The organism is Marinobacter sp. MBR-105, assembly GCF_053628895.1.
Map to the genome: position 1 here is coordinate 25,743 of NZ_JBRJHG010000001.1, position 16,690 is coordinate 42,432.

20 protein-coding genes are annotated in these 16,690 nt (G+C 53.5%); 14 read left to right on the forward strand and 6 right to left on the reverse strand.

Annotated features, from left to right (window positions below; genetic code table 11):
- Positions 1–160 precede the first annotated feature (160 nt).
- The 3 genes from ACSSVV_RS00105 to ACSSVV_RS00115 all read left to right on the forward strand — a co-directional run bounded on the left by ACSSVV_RS00105 (position 161) and on the right by ACSSVV_RS00115 (position 2,919).
- Positions 161–1,681, forward strand: coding sequence for a bifunctional GNAT family N-acetyltransferase/carbon-nitrogen hydrolase family protein (locus tag ACSSVV_RS00105; RefSeq protein WP_011784929.1), 1,521 nt, complete (start codon positions 161–163; stop codon positions 1,679–1,681).
- A 160-nt stretch (positions 1,682–1,841) separates the two neighbouring features.
- Positions 1,842–2,240 (forward strand): hypothetical protein, encoded by a 399-nt coding sequence (locus ACSSVV_RS00110; protein WP_014421463.1) that lies wholly within the window; start codon positions 1,842–1,844, stop codon positions 2,238–2,240.
- 46 nt (positions 2,241–2,286) lie between these two features.
- Positions 2,287–2,919 (forward strand): helix-hairpin-helix domain-containing protein, encoded by a 633-nt coding sequence (locus ACSSVV_RS00115; protein ID WP_022991249.1) that lies wholly within the window; start codon positions 2,287–2,289, stop codon positions 2,917–2,919.
- A gap of 49 nt (positions 2,920–2,968) precedes the next feature.
- On the opposite strand, the gene senB is transcribed toward ACSSVV_RS00115, so the two are convergent.
- A complete protein-coding gene (senB, locus tag ACSSVV_RS00120; RefSeq protein WP_031210917.1) occupies positions 2,969–3,934 on the reverse strand; it encodes a selenoneine biosynthesis selenosugar synthase SenB in 966 nt (321 codons plus the stop codon).
- Between the two features lie 170 nt (positions 3,935–4,104).
- Here senB and ACSSVV_RS00125 point away from each other — a divergent pair, with 170 nt between their 5' ends.
- The 4 genes from ACSSVV_RS00125 to ACSSVV_RS00140 all read left to right on the forward strand — a co-directional run bounded on the left by ACSSVV_RS00125 (position 4,105) and on the right by ACSSVV_RS00140 (position 7,863).
- Positions 4,105–4,983 carry a putative selenate ABC transporter substrate-binding protein gene (locus ACSSVV_RS00125; RefSeq protein ID WP_454105534.1) on the forward strand — a complete coding sequence of 293 codons (879 nt, stop codon included), beginning with the start codon at positions 4,105–4,107 and terminating at the stop codon, positions 4,981–4,983.
- Positions 4,983–5,633 (forward strand): ATP-binding cassette domain-containing protein, encoded by a 651-nt coding sequence (locus tag ACSSVV_RS00130; RefSeq protein ID WP_219193317.1) that lies wholly within the window; start codon positions 4,983–4,985, stop codon positions 5,631–5,633. The genes ACSSVV_RS00125 and ACSSVV_RS00130 overlap by 1 nt, the downstream gene beginning before the upstream one ends.
- 18 nt (positions 5,634–5,651) lie before the next feature.
- Positions 5,652–7,118, forward strand: coding sequence for a PhnE/PtxC family ABC transporter permease (locus ACSSVV_RS00135; RefSeq protein WP_454105335.1), 1,467 nt, complete (start codon positions 5,652–5,654; stop codon positions 7,116–7,118).
- 166 nt (positions 7,119–7,284) lie between these two features.
- Positions 7,285–7,863, forward strand: a complete 579-nt coding sequence (locus tag ACSSVV_RS00140) for a hypothetical protein (RefSeq protein WP_454105336.1) — start codon at positions 7,285–7,287, stop codon at positions 7,861–7,863.
- Here ACSSVV_RS00140 and ACSSVV_RS00145 read toward each other — a convergent pair.
- Positions 7,856–8,152 carry a hypothetical protein gene (locus tag ACSSVV_RS00145; protein WP_041654698.1) on the reverse strand — a complete coding sequence of 99 codons (297 nt, stop codon included), beginning with the start codon at positions 8,150–8,152 and terminating at the stop codon, positions 7,856–7,858. The two genes, ACSSVV_RS00140 and ACSSVV_RS00145, sit on opposite strands and share 8 nt — an antisense overlap.
- Positions 8,153–8,192: 40 nt before the next feature.
- Positions 8,193–8,675 carry a hypothetical protein gene (locus ACSSVV_RS00150; protein ID WP_022991244.1) on the reverse strand — a complete coding sequence of 161 codons (483 nt, stop codon included), beginning with the start codon at positions 8,673–8,675 and terminating at the stop codon, positions 8,193–8,195.
- 100 nt (positions 8,676–8,775) lie between these two features.
- On the opposite strand from ACSSVV_RS00150, the gene ACSSVV_RS00155 reads away from it, so the two are divergent.
- The 3 genes from ACSSVV_RS00155 to ACSSVV_RS00165 are packed head-to-tail and all read left to right on the forward strand — an operon-like array spanning position 8,776 to position 10,982.
- Positions 8,776–9,696: an ABC transporter ATP-binding protein gene (locus ACSSVV_RS00155; RefSeq protein ID WP_011784939.1), complete on the forward strand. Its 921-nt coding sequence runs from the start codon at positions 8,776–8,778 to the stop codon at positions 9,694–9,696.
- A gap of 33 nt (positions 9,697–9,729) precedes the next feature.
- Positions 9,730–10,491, forward strand: a complete 762-nt coding sequence (locus ACSSVV_RS00160; protein WP_011784940.1) for an ABC transporter permease — start codon at positions 9,730–9,732, stop codon at positions 10,489–10,491.
- Positions 10,488–10,982 (forward strand): DUF192 domain-containing protein, encoded by a 495-nt coding sequence (locus ACSSVV_RS00165; protein WP_454105337.1) that lies wholly within the window; start codon positions 10,488–10,490, stop codon positions 10,980–10,982. The genes ACSSVV_RS00160 and ACSSVV_RS00165 overlap by 4 nt, the downstream gene beginning before the upstream one ends.
- Here ACSSVV_RS00165 and ACSSVV_RS00170 read toward each other — a convergent pair whose 3' ends face one another.
- Positions 10,983–11,774 (reverse strand): enoyl-CoA hydratase, encoded by a 792-nt coding sequence (locus tag ACSSVV_RS00170; RefSeq protein WP_278801943.1) that lies wholly within the window; start codon positions 11,772–11,774, stop codon positions 10,983–10,985. It lies immediately after the preceding gene.
- A 148-nt stretch (positions 11,775–11,922) separates the two neighbouring features.
- Between ACSSVV_RS00170 and ACSSVV_RS00175 the strand changes: the two genes are divergently transcribed.
- The 4 genes from ACSSVV_RS00175 to ACSSVV_RS00190 all read left to right on the forward strand — a co-directional run bounded on the left by ACSSVV_RS00175 (position 11,923) and on the right by ACSSVV_RS00190 (position 14,561).
- A complete protein-coding gene (locus tag ACSSVV_RS00175) occupies positions 11,923–12,072 on the forward strand; it encodes a hypothetical protein (RefSeq protein ID WP_014421453.1) in 150 nt (49 codons plus the stop codon).
- A gap of 196 nt (positions 12,073–12,268) precedes the next feature.
- Complete coding sequence (locus ACSSVV_RS00180) at positions 12,269–13,003, forward strand: THxN family PEP-CTERM protein (RefSeq protein WP_454105338.1); 735 nt, start codon at positions 12,269–12,271, stop codon at positions 13,001–13,003.
- Between the two features lie 113 nt (positions 13,004–13,116).
- The gene (locus tag ACSSVV_RS00185) at positions 13,117–13,590 is read left to right on the forward strand and encodes a hypothetical protein (RefSeq protein WP_454105339.1); all 474 of its coding nucleotides are present in this window, start codon (positions 13,117–13,119) and stop codon (positions 13,588–13,590) included.
- Positions 13,591–13,595: 5 nt separating this feature from the next.
- A complete protein-coding gene (locus ACSSVV_RS00190; protein WP_454105340.1) occupies positions 13,596–14,561 on the forward strand; it encodes a TerB family tellurite resistance protein in 966 nt (321 codons plus the stop codon).
- 159 nt (positions 14,562–14,720) lie between these two features.
- Here ACSSVV_RS00190 and ACSSVV_RS00195 read toward each other — a convergent pair whose 3' ends face one another.
- Both ACSSVV_RS00195 and ACSSVV_RS00200 read right to left on the reverse strand, forming a co-directional pair.
- The gene (locus tag ACSSVV_RS00195; protein ID WP_454105341.1) at positions 14,721–15,743 is read right to left on the reverse strand and encodes an RES family NAD+ phosphorylase; all 1,023 of its coding nucleotides are present in this window, start codon (positions 15,741–15,743) and stop codon (positions 14,721–14,723) included.
- Entirely contained in the window at positions 15,740–16,687 is a 948-nt protein-coding gene (locus tag ACSSVV_RS00200; protein ID WP_454105342.1) for a sce7725 family protein, read from the reverse strand. The genes ACSSVV_RS00195 and ACSSVV_RS00200 overlap by 4 nt, the downstream gene beginning before the upstream one ends.
- Positions 16,688–16,690 lie beyond the last annotated feature (3 nt).

Consider the following 16,690-nt stretch of genomic DNA (forward strand, 5'->3'; position numbering starts at 1 on the left):
TCTCGCTGGCGGCCTCCAATCAGGGCCAAAAACAAATTGCATTTAACAGTTAGTGTAGTCGAAACATAGTTGCTAACGGCAGATCCTGCGAAGTCTTGAACACTCTTTGCTAGAATGCTGAGATCACAGCACATTCGCCAGACACGACAGGGAGAACCCTATGGCCCATGAAGAGCTCCACCTGAATCTGCGTAACCTGACCCTTGATGACTACGGCCAGTTGCAAGAGTTGATGGATCGGGTTTACGACGACATTGGTGGCGCGTGGCCAAAAGAAACCATCAAGGCTCTGGTAGAACAGTTTCCGGATGGCCAGATCTGTATCGAAGACAACGGCCAGTTGGTGGCGGTTGCGCTCACGGTATGCGTGAAATACGAAAGATTCAGCAACCCTCACGCCTACGACGACCTGATTCTGCGTAACGAGAAAATCTGGCACAACCCCAACGGCGATTCGCTTTACGGCCTGGATGTCTTTATAGACCCCGAATACCGGGGCTATCGACTGGGGCGTCGTTTGTATGAAGCACGAAAAGAGCTCTGTCGTTCCATGAACCTGCGGGCCATCCTCGCCGGCGGGCGGATTCCAAGCTACTTCAAGTACGCCGAGCAATACACTCCGGAAGAATACATTCAGCGCGTTGATCGCAAGGAAATCTACGACCCGATCCTGACGTTCCAGCTTTCCAACGATTTCCAGGTTACACGGCTGATGCACAAATACCTGCCGGAGGACCAGAAATCCCTCGGATATGCGACGTTGCTGGAATGGAGAAACATTCTCTATACGCCCCCCTCATCGGTACTCAACGTCAAAAAAACCCAGGTGCGCATGGGGGCGGTGCAGTGGCAGATGCGGGAATTCACCTCGGTGGAGGAGGTGCTCAAGCAGGTTGAGTACTTCGTGGACGCACTGTCGGATTATAAAAGCGACTTTGCCCTGTTCCCGGAATTTTTCAACGCGCCGCTGATGGGGCTGACCGACCAGATGGATCAGACCCGTGCCATTCGGTTCCTCGCAGGCTTTACCGAACAGTTCCGCAACGAAATGTCGGAAATGGCCGTCAGTTATAATATCAACATTATCACCGGCTCCATGCCGCTGATTGAAGATGACCGGGTCTACAACGTCTCATACCTGTGCCACCGTGACGGTCGTGTAGACGAGCAGCGCAAGGTCCACATTACCCCTCACGAACGTCGCGACTGGGTTATTGAGGGTGGTGATAAATTCCAGGTATTCGATACCGATGCCGGCCGTGTCGCTATCATGATCTGCTACGACATTGAGTTTCCGGAACTGGGCCGTATCGCCGCCAGTCAGGATGTGGACATTATCTGTGTCCCCTTCTGGACCGATACCAAGAACGGCTATTTGCGCGTGCGCCATTGTGCCCAGGCCCGGGCCATAGAAAACGAGTGCTACGTGGTGATTACCGGCAGCGTGGGCAACCTGCCGAAAGTGGAAAACCTGGATGTTCAGTACGCCCAGTCTTCGGTATTCTCGCCGTCGGATTTCGCATTCCCACATGATGCAGTGATGGCAGAAACCACACCGAACACTGAAATGATCATGTTTTCAGACATGGATCTGGAAAAGCTCAAACTGGTCAGAAACGAAGGTTCTGTCACCAATCTGAAAGATCGACGTGTTGACCTTTACGAGCTGAAAACTCGGTAATGGGCAGATTTGGCCCCGCACAGGGGGCCAAATCCTGATTATTTCCATGAACGGGCTGCGGTAGATAGCTGACGGCATTGCCAAAAGTTTCTGGCCCGTCTATTGTTTAATTAATGTTCAGTATATATCTGGCCGACCTCAATAGCAGAGCAAGCGTTCCATGAACGAAGAACTACCGGACCTGGTCGCGCGTTTCCGAATCCGACACGGCATTTTTCGCAAGGAAACCGTTGAAGCGCGACTTTATGAACTCGACAGTTACGGCTGCGTGATGAAAACGGACAAGCTGTTTGAACCCGGAGATACCGTGGTTCTCGACCTTGTTATGGATATGCCGTTTGAAGAAATCCGTGCCGAAGGCCTGACCGGCCTGGTTACCGAAAAGCGAAAACACTGTAGCAACTTCTTCTACTCACTTGATTTTGTTGAGCTAAATGCTCGAGATGAATCGCCGCTCTCTGACAAACTGCGGCGCATAAGAGAAGTTGTTCTCAAGAAACAGAGCCTGAAATCCCGGCGTGGGTCGAGCCCCGCTTCCGGTATGCGACAAATGGCCTGATGCCCGTTCACTTCACCCGCACTTCCCTTCCGTAAGGAGACACTCCATGGCAAAGAAAGCCAAGCCAAGCGTTGATAAGATCGTCAAGAAAGTAAACAAAGAGTTCGAGAAAACATCCGCCCAGATCGAAGGGCTGATTAACGACGCACTGAAGCAGTTCGACAACCTGCAGAACCAGGTTCAGGAGCCGGTACGCAAGCTCCTGAAAGACATGGATGAGCTGCGTGATCGTGAAATGAAGCGCTTTAACGACGAATTTGAGCGCCGCATGAATGAATTCCACGAACTGCAGTCGGCATTGCTGGAGCGCCTGGGTATCGCTTCAAAGGAAACTGGCAAGTCAGTGTCCAAGTCCGGCGAATCAACCTCGAAGGCCAGTGGTACCAAGAAAGCGGCTCCGGCCAAGAAAACCGCCGCTGCCAAGCCGGCCGCCAAGAAAACGAGCACTGCCAAGCCCAAGGCCGCAGCTCCGAAGAAATCGGCCAAGCCGGCAGACAAGTCTGACCTTACCCGCGTGAAGGGCATTGGCCCGGCAACCGCAAAGAAAATGAAAGAGGCTGGCATTACCTCCATCGAGCAGATTGCCAACCCCAGCGATGCGGACAAGCAGAAGCTGGAAGCATTCAAGAGCCTGAAAGGGTTCAGCGAGTTGTCTGCCGAAGCGAAAAAGGTACTCTGAAACCTATCTCGCAACCCCATGGCTTGAAATAAGGGGTAGGCCCGTCGGCCTACCCTTTTTTGCATCTGACCAGGGCGAGTTCCAGGCTTTCCAGTTCGCTCTCCGGGGTAAATCCAGACGCAAGGGCATTTACCTTCGCTCGCAGTTCCGCCAGGAATTCCGCGTCGGTTTCCGCACGTAACATCAGGCTCGCCAGAGCTTTATCGTCTTTAACCGGAAAACAGCCGGGATAGTCATCGCCCAGCAAACCACGGTTGCCGGGAATATCAGAGGCAAGAATCGGCAAGCCCGCCCGACAGGCTTCCGACACCACATTCGCCCCACCCTCCATGATGGAACTGATCACCATAAGATTACTCACGGCCATCAGGTGCTCCAGCTTTGGCTTGTCCAACTCACCCAGATAATGAAACCGGGGATTGGACCGGCTTTCTTCCAGCGCCTTTTCCCGCCACGCCTCGTTGTGGGCCTTGCCGGCGCAGGAAACCACAATGCGGGATTGCTCAGGAAGGTGGTAGCAGGCCCAGGCAGCACGCAGAGAATCCTTTTCGTCACGCAGATGGCCAATAACGCAAACGTGGAACTGGTCCTTTTCTGCCCGGGCGCTACCCGCCACTGACGGCTTGGGCGCGGATTGCCGCAGGCACAGCAATTTGTCGTGGTAGCGTTCGGGAATATCCTCGGCCACCAGATCATGCAGCCCGATCAACAGATCAGCGGCGTCCATGGAGGCCCATGTGATGTCCGGAAACTCGTGCTGAAAGCGGTATATGTCTGTGCCGGTAAGTACCACGATCAAAGGTTTCTCGGGCCATGTTTCCCGGTACCGCTTAACCGCGTCAGCACTTCGCCAGGCGTGCAGGGCAATCAGGCAGTCCGTTTCCTGGCGCTGGTATTCTGTCACCACTTCCACCTGATGACTGGCTGCTTCCAGCAGACTCTGCCAACGCAGTGCGGTGGCCCGATTACCTGCTTTCGAATCCGGGCCGGCTGGAGTTACTATGGTCAATCGCATGGCGGTCACTTGTTCTGTTTTTGAAAAATTCTGCATGTGGCACTGCGCCAGGTAAAGCCTTCCCTCGTATACCGGTTCAGACTTGACGGAAATCACGTTATCCTGACTGGGTTTTCAAGTACATGGCAACGTTTTTCACCAAACCCCACCTCGCAAAGGAATGATTCATGATGGCAATCAGCAACCTCAGAAAATGGCTGGCGACGGGCTTGCTCTCACTGGCAGCCGCAACCACCGTTCAGGCAGACACTTTCGTGTTCACCGCCATTCCGGATGAAGATGAAACCAAACTGGTCGAGCGCTTTCGCGGCGTGGCTGACTATCTTCAGGAGCAGCTGGATGTTGAGGTGCGTTACATCCCGGTGAAATCCTACGCCGCTGCAGTCTCTGCCTTCCGCAATAACCAGGTACAACTGGCGTGGTTTGGGGGCTTGTCTGGTGTTCAGGCCCGCCGACTGGTTCCGGGTTCCGAAGCCATTGCCCAAGGCGTTGAAGACGAAGCCTTCGAGACCTACTTTATCGCCAATACCAGCACTGGAATTCAGCCGGCCAACAGTCTGGATGAGCTGGAAGACGAGCTGCGCGGCAAAACCTTTACCTTCGGTTCAAAAGGTTCGACCTCGGGCCGCCTGATGCCGGAGTTCTACATTCGGGATGTCTTTAATGAAGCGCCCGATTCCCTGTTCTCCCGGGTTGGATTCAGTGGCAACCATACCCGTACCCTTCGCCTGGTCGAGGCCGGAACCTATGAAGTGGGCGCCCTGAACTTCCAGGTTTGGGAAAAAGAACTGGAAAACGGCAACATCGATACTGATTCCGTTCAGGTAATCTGGAAAACGCCTTCCTACCCGGATTATCAGTGGACCATCCGTGGCGATGTCGACGAGCGTTTTGGTGATGGCTTCAAGCAGAAGGTCACCGAAGCCCTGCTGAAGCTGGACGATCCTGCCTTGCTGGAGAGCTTCCCCCGCTCCGGCTTCATTCCGGCGTCCAATGACGACTACGAGCCCATTCGTGCAACAGCGGAAAACATCGGAATTCTCGATTGATGTCAGGCTTTGATTTCCATGGCCTGACCGCCAGTTTCGATGGAGAGCGGGTTATCGGCCCGCTCTCCTTCCGAATCAATGAAGGGGAACACGTTGGTCTGGTTGGCAAAAGTGGTGCCGGCAAATCCACGCTTATCCGCTTACTTTATGACCGGCTCGAAGGCAAGGCTTCACTCGTTCCCCAGGGTCTGGGATTGGTCAACGCCCTTCCTGTCTTCCACAATGTGTTTATGGGGCAACTGGACCAGCATGCCACCTGGTACAACACGCTTACGCTGATCCGTCCGTTCCGGCGGGACAAAGACGCCATCCGGGCGTTACTGACCGAACTGGGTATACCAGAAAAACTCTGGATTCCGGCGGCAGCACTGTCTGGCGGCCAACGGCAACGGGTCGCCATTGCGCGGGCACTCTATCGGCAGGCGCCAACGCTGTTGGCCGATGAGCCCATTTCCGCCCTGGACGGGCCAATGGCCCAGCAGGTGATGACCATGCTTACCAATCAATTCACCACCAGTATTGTTGCCCTGCACGATGTGGAGATGGCTCTGGCGCACTGTACCCGCATCATCGGTATTCAGGACGGCCAGATTGCCCTGGACCAGCCGGCCAGTGAGCTGACCGCCGCTGACATTTCCGTTCTCTACTGACAGGCATCGACTTTCAGCATGTTCGCCTACCCGACCGTACGAGCCAGCTTTATCTTTCTTGCCGTTGCGCTGCTCGGGCTGTTGGTTGCGGACATTGCCATTACCACTGCCAACCCCTGGCAGGATCTCGGCCGCTTCTTTCTGGGCGTGGCCACACCCAATTTTTTCAGTACCGAAGGCTTGCTCACTGCCCTGCTGCGGACCGTAGCTTTTGCCTTCGTGGGCGTAACTCTCGGGAGTATCTGCGGCTTCCTGCTGGCGCTGGTGTACCGCTTTCTGCCAGTACGAATCTTCTGCGCCTTTATCCGTGCCATCCATGAGCTGTTCTGGGCGCTGATCTTTCTTCAGTTTTTCGGTTTCCACCCGCTCACGGGTGTGCTGGCCATTGCCATTCCCTATTCCGGCATCTTCGCCAAGGTCTATTCGGAAATCCTGGAAGAGGCAGACCCGCAACCGGGCCGTCTGCTGCCACCGGGAACCTCATCCATTGCCGCCTTTCTGTATGCCCGTATCCCCGATTGCTGGGTTCAGATGCGCACCTATACGGCCTACCGGCTCGAGTGTGGTCTGCGTTCCTCTGCCATTCTGGGCTTTGTGGGGCTTCCGACTCTGGGTTTCTACCTGGAATCCTCATTCTCCCAGGGTCTGTACTCAGATGCCGGCGCCATGCTGATTCTGTTCTATGTGCTGATAGCCACCATGCCCTTATGGGTTCGCCCCAAACTACTGCCGATCTATATTCTTGCAGCGCCTTTTTTTCTTGGGGACGGTCTACCCATTGTCTGGGGCAACGTGGAACGCTTCTTTACTGAGGACATCATTCCTTCACCCATCCGGGATGGCGAAGGGCTTGCGGCTATCTGGGCGTGGTTATCCGATGTGATGATAACGGAAGCTTTGCCAGGCATCTGGAACACCGTGGTATTGACGCAGATAGCGCTGGTGGCCACCGGCATTCTGTCCCTGCTGGCCTTCCCCCTGATCTCGAATCATTTCGGTGGCCCGGCGCGGCGTACCTCCGGGCATGTGTTTCTGGTGATCGCCCGTTCGACACCGGAATACATTCTTGCTTATATTCTGCTACAGCTGTGGGGGCCTTCCATGCTGCCGGCCGTGGTGGCGCTGGCCCTGCACAACGGTGGCATTATCGGCCACCTGATTGGCCGGCAGACCAACACCATTCACCTGCGCCCGGACGCTCCGGTGGGTTTTTCCCGCTACAGCTGGGAACTGGTGCCCCGCATCTACCGCTCATTCCTGGCATTCCTGTTCTACCGCTGGGAAATCATCATGCGCGAAACGGCGATACTGGGCATCCTTGGTATCTACACTCTCGGCTTTTACGTCGACAGTGCCATTCAGAATATTCGTTTTGATCGCGCCATGGTGCTGATTTTGATTACCGCCCTGCTGAACATCGGTGTCGACGCCCTGGGCCGTTTCATTCGTCGCAAACTGGCCCTTCAAACCATGCCCACCTGCTGATCCCTTGGGACTGCCATCACATTTTTCGACGCTAAACCGGGCTTCAGTGCCATTTTCTGATTTTGCCCCCTGTCCCGCCGGTTACACAACGTTACAATAACCTCGATGAATCAGCTTGTCGCTCCGCTTTCAGAGGAATACCACGATGGTCAATGGATTGGTCACAATGACAGAACTGGGGCTGATTGCCCTGCTGGCACTGTTAGCCTCGCGGGTGATTGCCCTGTCCCGAATGGAATCCTTCGTTCCGGCCGGTGTCGCAGGCGCCGAGCCGCAAGCCGATAATTCCAGGAGTTCCGCGCGCAGGATCGCCAGTTCGGGCAAAGAAGCGGGTCACTATAAAGGCATGACGACACCGGATCGAACTGAACTTTTCACCCAGTTGCACATTTTGGCGGGATTGCAGGAGCGGGATTGCCGGGTGAAAGGCCTGGTACTGTCAGAATCGCCAGAGGCGGTTCGTACTTATGCTGCCGCCTGGCTCTACGGTGCCAGCTGCGCCCTGAGCCCGAAACCCGTTCGCCACTCAGAGGCGCTGGCAGGTATGGTTGCGGGCATTGTCAGCCGGAAGACAGGTATTCGGCAGCCGGAGGCGCTGCAGGCCATTTCAACGCTCACCGGTAGCAGCGTTCTGATGGCCTGTTACCGTGCCGGGCTGGAAGGTGCGGAATTCTGGCAAGCAAACCATTATGTGCCTGCCAACTCGAGCCTCTACGAGGCGGTGACCAGTAACGCGTTTATTTAGTGGTTTCCAGAGTCCAGTCGCTGCCCAGGTTAACGGTCTCCCGGCAGGAATCATCGTTGGCAGGTGAGCCGGTAATGACAGGTTTGGTGAATTCGCCATCATCGGTGTAAGCCATGGACTCCACATCCACCGCCCGCACTACCCAGGACTGGCCATTGGCTGAAACCGTAGCCCGGTGGGTCAGCCCGAACACGAAGCGACAGTAATCCAGCTTGAGCTGAACGAGATCCTGCTCGGCCTTGCGAATTTTCCGCAATAGCACCTTCTGAACGCTTTCCCCGTAATCCATCACTGTTCCCTGGAAGTCATCGAAATTTGACGGGATTTAACTATTTCTCAGCCCGGAACACCAGTGCCCAGGGCACATTTTCCAATACTTTCTGGCCATCCTGCAGGTCAATGCGCCAGATCATCTCCGCACCCGTCGTGCAGAACGGAGCTGTAAAGGTTGCCTGATAGCTCAGGGGCTCCTGGCGCTCCATGGGTACCGGATATTCGCCCATATACATGGACTGCCCTCTCAGCACCGCCAGAAAACGGTCCGGCGCTTCCGGTACGGTAATGGCCAGCCGGTATTCCATGCCCTGAACGCCTTCTTCGAGCGTGCTGAGTTCCACTCGCCAGGCGCCTTCGTCGGTCTCCCAGGTGCAGGCACGGGAAAGCAGGTCGCATTCTGGCCGTTCCTCGGGGGTGCCGGCGGTTTTCAGCCACTGTGGGCCAAACACCAAAGCCCCAATTGCAGCCAACACTAAACCCGGAACCACGATGGTTCGTACCATACCCTGCCTCACAACCAGATCTGAAACCGGCATTATGGGGATAATTCCGGACATAGCAAAGGTTTCTAAACTGCTGCCAGCATGAGAAAATGTGCGGCTTTCTGGTCTACCACCAACAGAACAGGACACGCCCGTGCAACCGGACATATCCGTTAAGCACCTGAACAAGATCTACGAAGATGGCTTCCAGGCCCTCAAAGACGTCAACCTGGAAATCTACCCCGGCGAGATCTTCGCGCTGCTCGGCCCCAACGGTGCTGGTAAAACCACCCTGATCTCTATCATCTGCGGCATCGTCAACAAGAGCGATGGCGAGGTCAAAGCCGCCGGCCACGACATCGTCAAGCAATACCGCAAAGCCCGGGAGGCCATCGGCCTGGTGCCCCAGGAGCTTAATACCGACTCCTTTGAAACCGTTTGGGATGCGGTATCTTTCAGTCGCGGCCTGTTCGGCAAGGCACCCAAGCCTGCCCATATCGAAAAGGTTCTGAAAGACCTGTCCCTCTGGGACAAGCGCAACAACCGCATCATGTCACTGTCTGGCGGTATGAAACGCCGGGTGATGATCGCCAAGGCGCTGTCCCACGAACCGCGCATTCTGTTCCTGGATGAACCTACCGCCGGAGTGGATGTGGAGCTACGGCGTGACATGTGGGAGATGGTGCGCAAACTCCGCGAGAACGGCACCACCATCATTCTGACCACCCACTATATTGAAGAAGCGGAAGAAATGGCTGACCGCATTGGCGTTATCCGCCAGGGCGAGATCATCTTGGTGGAAGACAAGAACCGCCTGATGTCCAAGCTGGGCAAGAAAGAACTTCGCCTGCAGCTTCAGCAAAAACTGGATAAGCTGCCCGGGGAACTCACCCTGGAGCCAATCGAGCTTTCAGAAGACGGCTACGAGCTGATCTACACCTTCGACTCTCAGCAACAACAGGCCGGCGTGGCCCGACTGCTTCGTACCCTGGGTGATCTGGACATTGAGTACCGTGATCTGCAAACCCGGGAGAGTTCCCTGGAAGAGATATTCGTGGGCCTGGTGCACGAGTAGCCACCCGCCCGAACGGTCCGCACGGAGAGAACAATGAATCTTTACGGTGTTAAAGCAATCTACAAGTTCGAGATGGCACGCATGAAACGCACGGTCATGCAAAGCGTGCTGTCGCCCGTTATCTCCACCTGCCTGTACTTTGTGGTATTCGGCTCGGCCATCGGCTCGCGCATGGGCGACATCGACAACATCAGCTACGGGGCCTACATCATTCCCGGCCTGGTGATGCTGTCACTGCTGATGCAGAGCATCTCCAACGCCTCCTTCGGCATCTACATGCCGAAATTCTCCGGTACCATCTATGAAGTGCTGTCTGCGCCGGTATCCTACGTGGAAATCGTGCTGGGTTATGTGGGGGCCGCAACCACCAAGGCCGTGATATTGGGTCTGATCATTCTGGCCACCGCGAAGCTGTTCGTTGACTACTCAATACTCCATCCTTTCTGGATGTTTTCGTTCCTGGTGCTTACAGCCATGACCTTCAGCCTGTTCGGCTTCATCATCGGTATCTGGGCGGATGGCTTCGAGAAGCTGCAGATTGTGCCAATGATGATTGTGACGCCACTGGTGTTCCTGGGCGGCACCTTCTATTCCATCGAGATGCTGCCCGAGATCTGGCAAACCATCAGCCTTTTTAATCCGGTGGTGTACCTGATCAGCGGCTTCCGGTGGGCCTTCTATGGGGTTTCCGATGTGCACGTGGGCATTAGTGTAGGCATGACCATGGTATTCCTGACCATGTGTATGACCGCCGTCTGGTGGATCTTCAAAACCGGCTACCGTCTGCGTTCATGATGACTCGTTTTTTCTCCCTGCTGGTTGTGAGTACCCTGCTTGCAAGCTGTGGCTCGGCAGGGGCCAAAGATTCCGGGCACCTCCCGGTGGCCCAGGCCTGTTTCGTCACAGAGACAGCGCGACATCCAGTGGTGCTGGAAGTGGCGAGTGACAGCAAAGACCGACAGAAAGGCCTGATGGGTCGGGAAGCTCTGGCAGAAAACGCCGGCATGCTGTTCATCTACGATTATGAGCGCAGCCCGGAGCAAGGCTTCTGGATGTACCAGACCCTTCTACCGCTGGATATTGCCTTTCTGGACAACGAGGGCGTGATCGTCAGCATCCGCCAGATGCACCCCTGTGCATCGTCGCGCAGCAACGATTGCCCCAGCTACCCCGCAGGCGCCTCCTACTGGCACGCCGTGGAAATGAACGCCGGTTACTTCAGTAGCCGGCAAATCGAAGCAGGAGACCGATTGGTCCGGGACCAGCCAGCCTTCTGCAACCGCTGATTACTTGTGTTGCCAGTCTGGGTCCCGCTTATCCAGAAACGCAGAAATTCCCTCCCGGGCATCGCTCGCTTGCATGTTCTCCGCCATCACATTGGCGGTGTAGTCATAGGCATGGGCCAGCGGCATTTCCAGCTGCTTGTAGAACGCCTCTTTACCAATTTTCAGGGTATGCCCGGACTTTGCGGCGATGGTGGCTGCCATGCCGTACACGGTCTCATCCAGAGCTTCCGGCTCGACCGCTCGATTAATCAGCCCGATCTGTTCTGCCCGGGCCGCATCAATCAGCTCACCGGTCAAGAGCATCTCCATGGCATGCTTGCGGCTGACATTGCGGGACAGAGCCACCATGGGCGTTGAGCAGAACAGGCCAATGTTCACACCTGGCGTAGCAAAACGGGCCCCCTTCTCGGCCACGGCCAGATCGCAACTTGCCACCAGCTGACAACCAGCGGCCGTCGCTACGCCAGCGACGCGGGCAATCACCGGTTTGGGCAGGTTCACAATCTGCTGCATCACCTTGCTGCATTGCCGGAAAAGCCGCAACTGGAAATCGTGGCTGTCGAACTGCTCGCGCATTTCACGAAGATCGTGTCCGGCACAGAACACCTTGCCGGCAGCAGCAAGTACTACCACGCGCACATTACCGTCCCCGGCAATCTGCTCAAGTACCTCTGAAAGCGCTTCCAGCAAGGCCATTGAAAGACTGTTACGCCGCTCCGGTTGGTTCAGGGTTACTGTGGCCACGCCGTTTTCAGCGTGCAGTCGCACCAGTTCATCAGATGCCGCCGTCATACAACACTCCCCTTGGTTTTTATCGGATATTTCTTGGTGTCAGTATTCCCAAGGCCGCCGCCTATGTCGAACCGACCTTCGGCGTATGGTTGCAATGCCAGGAATTGCCCTCAGGGTAATAACATGTACCCGACACAGGAGGTGATGCATGTCTCGCTCAACATTGCTCAAAGCCGTTGTTGGTCTTGCCATTATCGTTGGCGGTATCGTCGTGATTATCAAGGATGAACCGGCCGCCCCCACCGGCGACATCAACAGCATTGAGCCCCTGCCAGAACAGGACAGCCCGGATCGTTAGCCTCTGGGTATGTCCGTTTTTTTTACAATGCAGCTGATCAAATATCGCCCAGTCACAAAGGTGGCACTCCTTTCATATTGTTAAACGGACAGTTTTTAAGATCAGGCACTCCCGTTGCTGATTGTCTCCCGGAGCTCAGGGATTACACCTTCGAGCGACGGTAAACAAATGACGAAGCCCACAGGGAGTGTCACCAATGAATAAGAAACTATTGATCGCCAGCGCCGCCGTGGCCCTGTTTGCCGCAGGCTCCGCCCAGGCCGCGGTGATTCAGCTAACCGGTGTTAGCGGAATCTGGACCGCCACCAATCCCGTAAGCCCGGCCGTATCGGGTGGTGGAACCAATGAAATCCGTTGGGGAACACCGGCCATTTTCGGAGGACAGCAGAGTGGTTACCGTTTCGACGGCTCAGCGCCCCCAGCCGTCAACGTCAATGAGAACGTTGACTTCAACCTGGGTACCTTCACCCACTACAACTGGCCCATCTTCGAACCGTCACTGAATACTGCCCAACTGACCGTCGAAACCAACCTGACCATCGACGGAATGGCAGAAACCGTGTATTCCGTGTTCGAGTTCGAACATTGGGAAACACCCAACAATGACCGGCCCTGTGCAGACGGCGGCACCAATGGTGTCGGCGTTAACAAGAATGGCTGTGCAGACAGAGTGACCTTCGCGCTCAACGTCGGCGCCTCTGATTCCTTCCTGATTGATGGCGTCAACTACTTTGTAGATATCTCAGGTTTCTTCTACAACGGTGCACTGGCCAGTGAATTCTGGACCAAGGAAAAGAAAGACAACGATGCCACACTCAAAGGCGTCATCACCTCCCGCCCGGTTTCCGTACCGGAACCCTCTACCCTCGCCTTGCTGGGCCTGGGACTGCTGGGATTTGGTGTAAGGAAGCGGATGGCTAAGGCTGCTTGATAGCCACGCAAACGATTAGGAAGCCGCGTCTGGAGACGGGCGCGGTTTTCTTATTTTATTCGTATTTCGCTCATGCTATTAAATAGGCAAAGAAAGACGGTTAGAGGATCTGGATGATCATTGAAGCTAAACACCCGGAGTCCGGAGAATACCTGCGCCATGACTACGCTCTGGTCACCCTGGACACTGTTAGTGATTTTAATAGGACATCTCACACCGACGAATCTATAAAGTCCACCATCGATAATTTGAATGCGTCTGCGGATATTAAATCCGCCTTGCATGCAATTACCAAGGTAACGATTAAAGCGGGCAAATTTCTGATCAAAGTCGGCCGAAAAATATTGGATATCGTTCTGGAAACTCTCGAGAAATTCCCCAATGCCTCATTCGGCCTAGTGCTAGGCGGTATCTTTGGGATACTGGTGGCATCGGTACCCCTCATCGGCACACTGATCGCACCGTTCATAACCCCTCTAGCCATGCTTTATGGCTTCGTAATGGGGGTAAAACAAGATTATGCAGATAGAGACCTTGCGAATGCAGTTGCATCAGCCCAACGTCATTTCTCCCCACTTGCGGAATAATCAAGATGATCGGCTCTCAAACAGAAGATGCGATGGAGAACGTCAGGCAGGTTATTCAGGATCCCCTCCGATTCAAATTGAAGCTCGATATTGGTGATCAGGCCTACACCTCACTACGGTTGAAATCGTACCTTTTAGATTGCGTGGATGCTGCTAACGGCGCCGCCACAGGAGTGGCCGTCGCTAAATCCTCGCTCGTTGCATCAACATTTTTTGCGAAAACGGGAATTCTGGGCGCGCTAGGTATTGGTGCGGCGGCAACGACTCCTGTTGGTTGGGCAATTGCAGCAGGGGTTGCCGGAGCGGGTTTAAGTGTTGTATTCGCCAAATATTTCGTTCGGGGATCCTCGAGCAGGGTGAAGACGATTCCAGATTTCATAAACACTCCCTTGGATGTACTCGCCACAGGTCTGTTCGATCTGATTGCTCTATTAGGCATTAAGCTCGCCGGCATTGACGGAAAGATCGATGATGGTGAGCGCGACTTCATAAAAGCCTACTTCATTGATGAATGGGGGTATGACAAAGCTTTTGTTGAATATGCTCTTTCCGTGATTGAGTTAAAGGCAGAAGAACACTCGATCAGAGAAATAAGTGAGAAACTCGCTCGTTTCAAAAAGCAGAACCCGGACTGCAACTACAAGTCAATGTCTAATGAGATCATATCGTTCATCACCGGTATTGCTGAAGCTGACGGAATTTATGATGAACGAGAGGAAATGGCTATTGTCCGTGTTCAGCAGACTTTCAGGGAGATCAACTCCCTTTCCACAAACGTTTCCGAGACTGCTAAGGCCGGCGTCGCGAGTTTTAAGCGCCATGGTAGGAGCGCAGCAGAAGGTATAGGTGCGGGCTTTCAGATGACAAAAACTGGCATCAGGTCACTAAGGAAAGCGTCAAAGAATGTGTTTTCGCGGTTTACCAATCAACCAGGTACTTCTTCCTCCGATAATCCGCCGGAAGCTTCCTAGCGTATGACTGCATGCTTGGAACGTGGACTGAATCGGCTTTGCCACAGAAATGACCATTTCATTACCCAACGACGCCGTCGTTGGGGGAGCGATGCTGAGTAGTGAGATCTACCCGCCACCTTGGAGTTCTGTCAATAACTGTACTGGGGTCAATAATTCTTAGACGCGATCATATTCGACGGAGACTCTGGTAACCGTGCAGGTATGAACCGACTCACACGAAAAGGCCCCTGCATTAAAAATGGCAGCATTAAAACCTGAGCCAACTGAGCTACTATATAAAACACCGTCGTAACCATTGCGCTTGATAAATTCACAAAGATACTGACTAGGTATGTAGTCTATTGCTGCCGATTTAGGAAGAACCGGCCTAGTCAATTCATTTCCAAGCCTTTCAAGAAACTGTATATCTCCCCTCAGAGTCGCAACTTCCGTTTCATCCTGAAGAATAAAGGGTGAAACAGTTTTTTTGGGATGACGAAGGTCGATGTAACTTAGGTACGGTGGTAACTTGAAAGCACCTAAACTGATTCTCTCTCCAGTGTGGGGTCTAATTTCAGACAAAGCTGTATCTATATTCGAGGCCAAATACAAATAGGGGATTCCTGCCGGATTGGCTCTTCCATGTGAGGCAAGGTTAGCAGGTGGAGCGCCCATACTCCTTGCGTCGATAGTCAGCACGCCTTCTTGGGCCCGCGCTCTGTACCAATATTCTGGTAACTCCTCTCCACTAGTGATCAAGTGCGGAAAGAGGGAAGAAAGCCGATCTAGATCTATTGTTGTTTCCGGGAAGAAACGATTCTTTTTCATAAGCTCTTCCCTTAACTGGCGCCATTCCCTGAGGCTATATGAATCGCGTTTCACAGCAGGCTTGAAACTTCTTCGTACGATTTCTCCGTCATCAAGAATCTCAGAAAGCAATTCTTTGGCATGAGCATTGTCCATTTGCTCATTATCAAAAATCGCCCAATCTTCACGAAGCCATTCAACTAGGGTTTTACCTTGCTCATCTTGTATATAGATCCCGATGAGCGCCTCAAAATATTCACGCAACTCTATTGGTGCAATGAGGTCTAGTCCATCATTTCCGCAGTATGAGCACCGACCATTTGAGCTAGATAGCGCGGGAATGATCTGCCTCGTAATGTATCTATCACCAATACACTCACCGCAGCACTTCATAATGTCTCCACGGCAAGGAAAGCTGCGAGAGTTTCAAGATGATGAATCATCGAAAGCTTTTTGACATACCCAAGACCAGGGAAATGCCTTTTTTCGTGAAGCCTTAAAAACTCTCTGATTGCAGAAGTCTCGAGAATCTGATTTTCGGGGGATCGAAATTCCGCAACAAGTTTGTCCAACGCTTCTAGGAATTTTCCCGCTGGATCTTGAGGGGTATCTTGCCGGATGGACTTAAAATGATGAATGAACATAATGTCATCATTTTCGGAATCTATGTACGTGATATGAATTGCCACAGCATATGCAGGACCACCCGATTCGGAGTAATCATCTCCAACAGTTAGGAAATCTCCGAAACCCTCCATCCCCTCGTCCTCGTATGTCAGGTGAAGGTCTGAGAACATCTCTATTTCTGGATGCTTGGCGTTTACCCTTTTTTCGAATCCATCTCGAATGAGAACTCGATGAGAATCTTTAAAATAGCGCCGATAAGTTTTTACGCTAAAATCTTCAACGAAGACGTGGGTCGCCGGAATCTTAGCTTCAGTGAGCCAAGAAGATAAAAGCTTGGCTTTAGTGAAGCCACTATGTAAAAAGAAAAGGTTACTCGTTCCGTATTTTTCGACGAGTGCTTGAACCTCCTCTAGGTCGCTGTCTTCTAACAACAGTATTCCCGGAAAAATCTTTTTAAACTCAGAAAGCTCTTCCTTGAAGTAATGAACTAATTGTTCCCAGTTCCCCTTATGATCTCCATACCGCGGATTGACGATAAGAACGGCCTCAGAGCCAAATTCATCTAATGCCTCGAGGCAGCGAGTTAGTCCACTAAGTGACTCCTTAACCGGCTCAATTATCGGCCTAAAACCACTTTCTGCCAGAGTAGGTGCACTTTCCTTTATCGCCAATAGATCGTACTGTTTTCCTCTAAAAAATGGGTAGTACATACA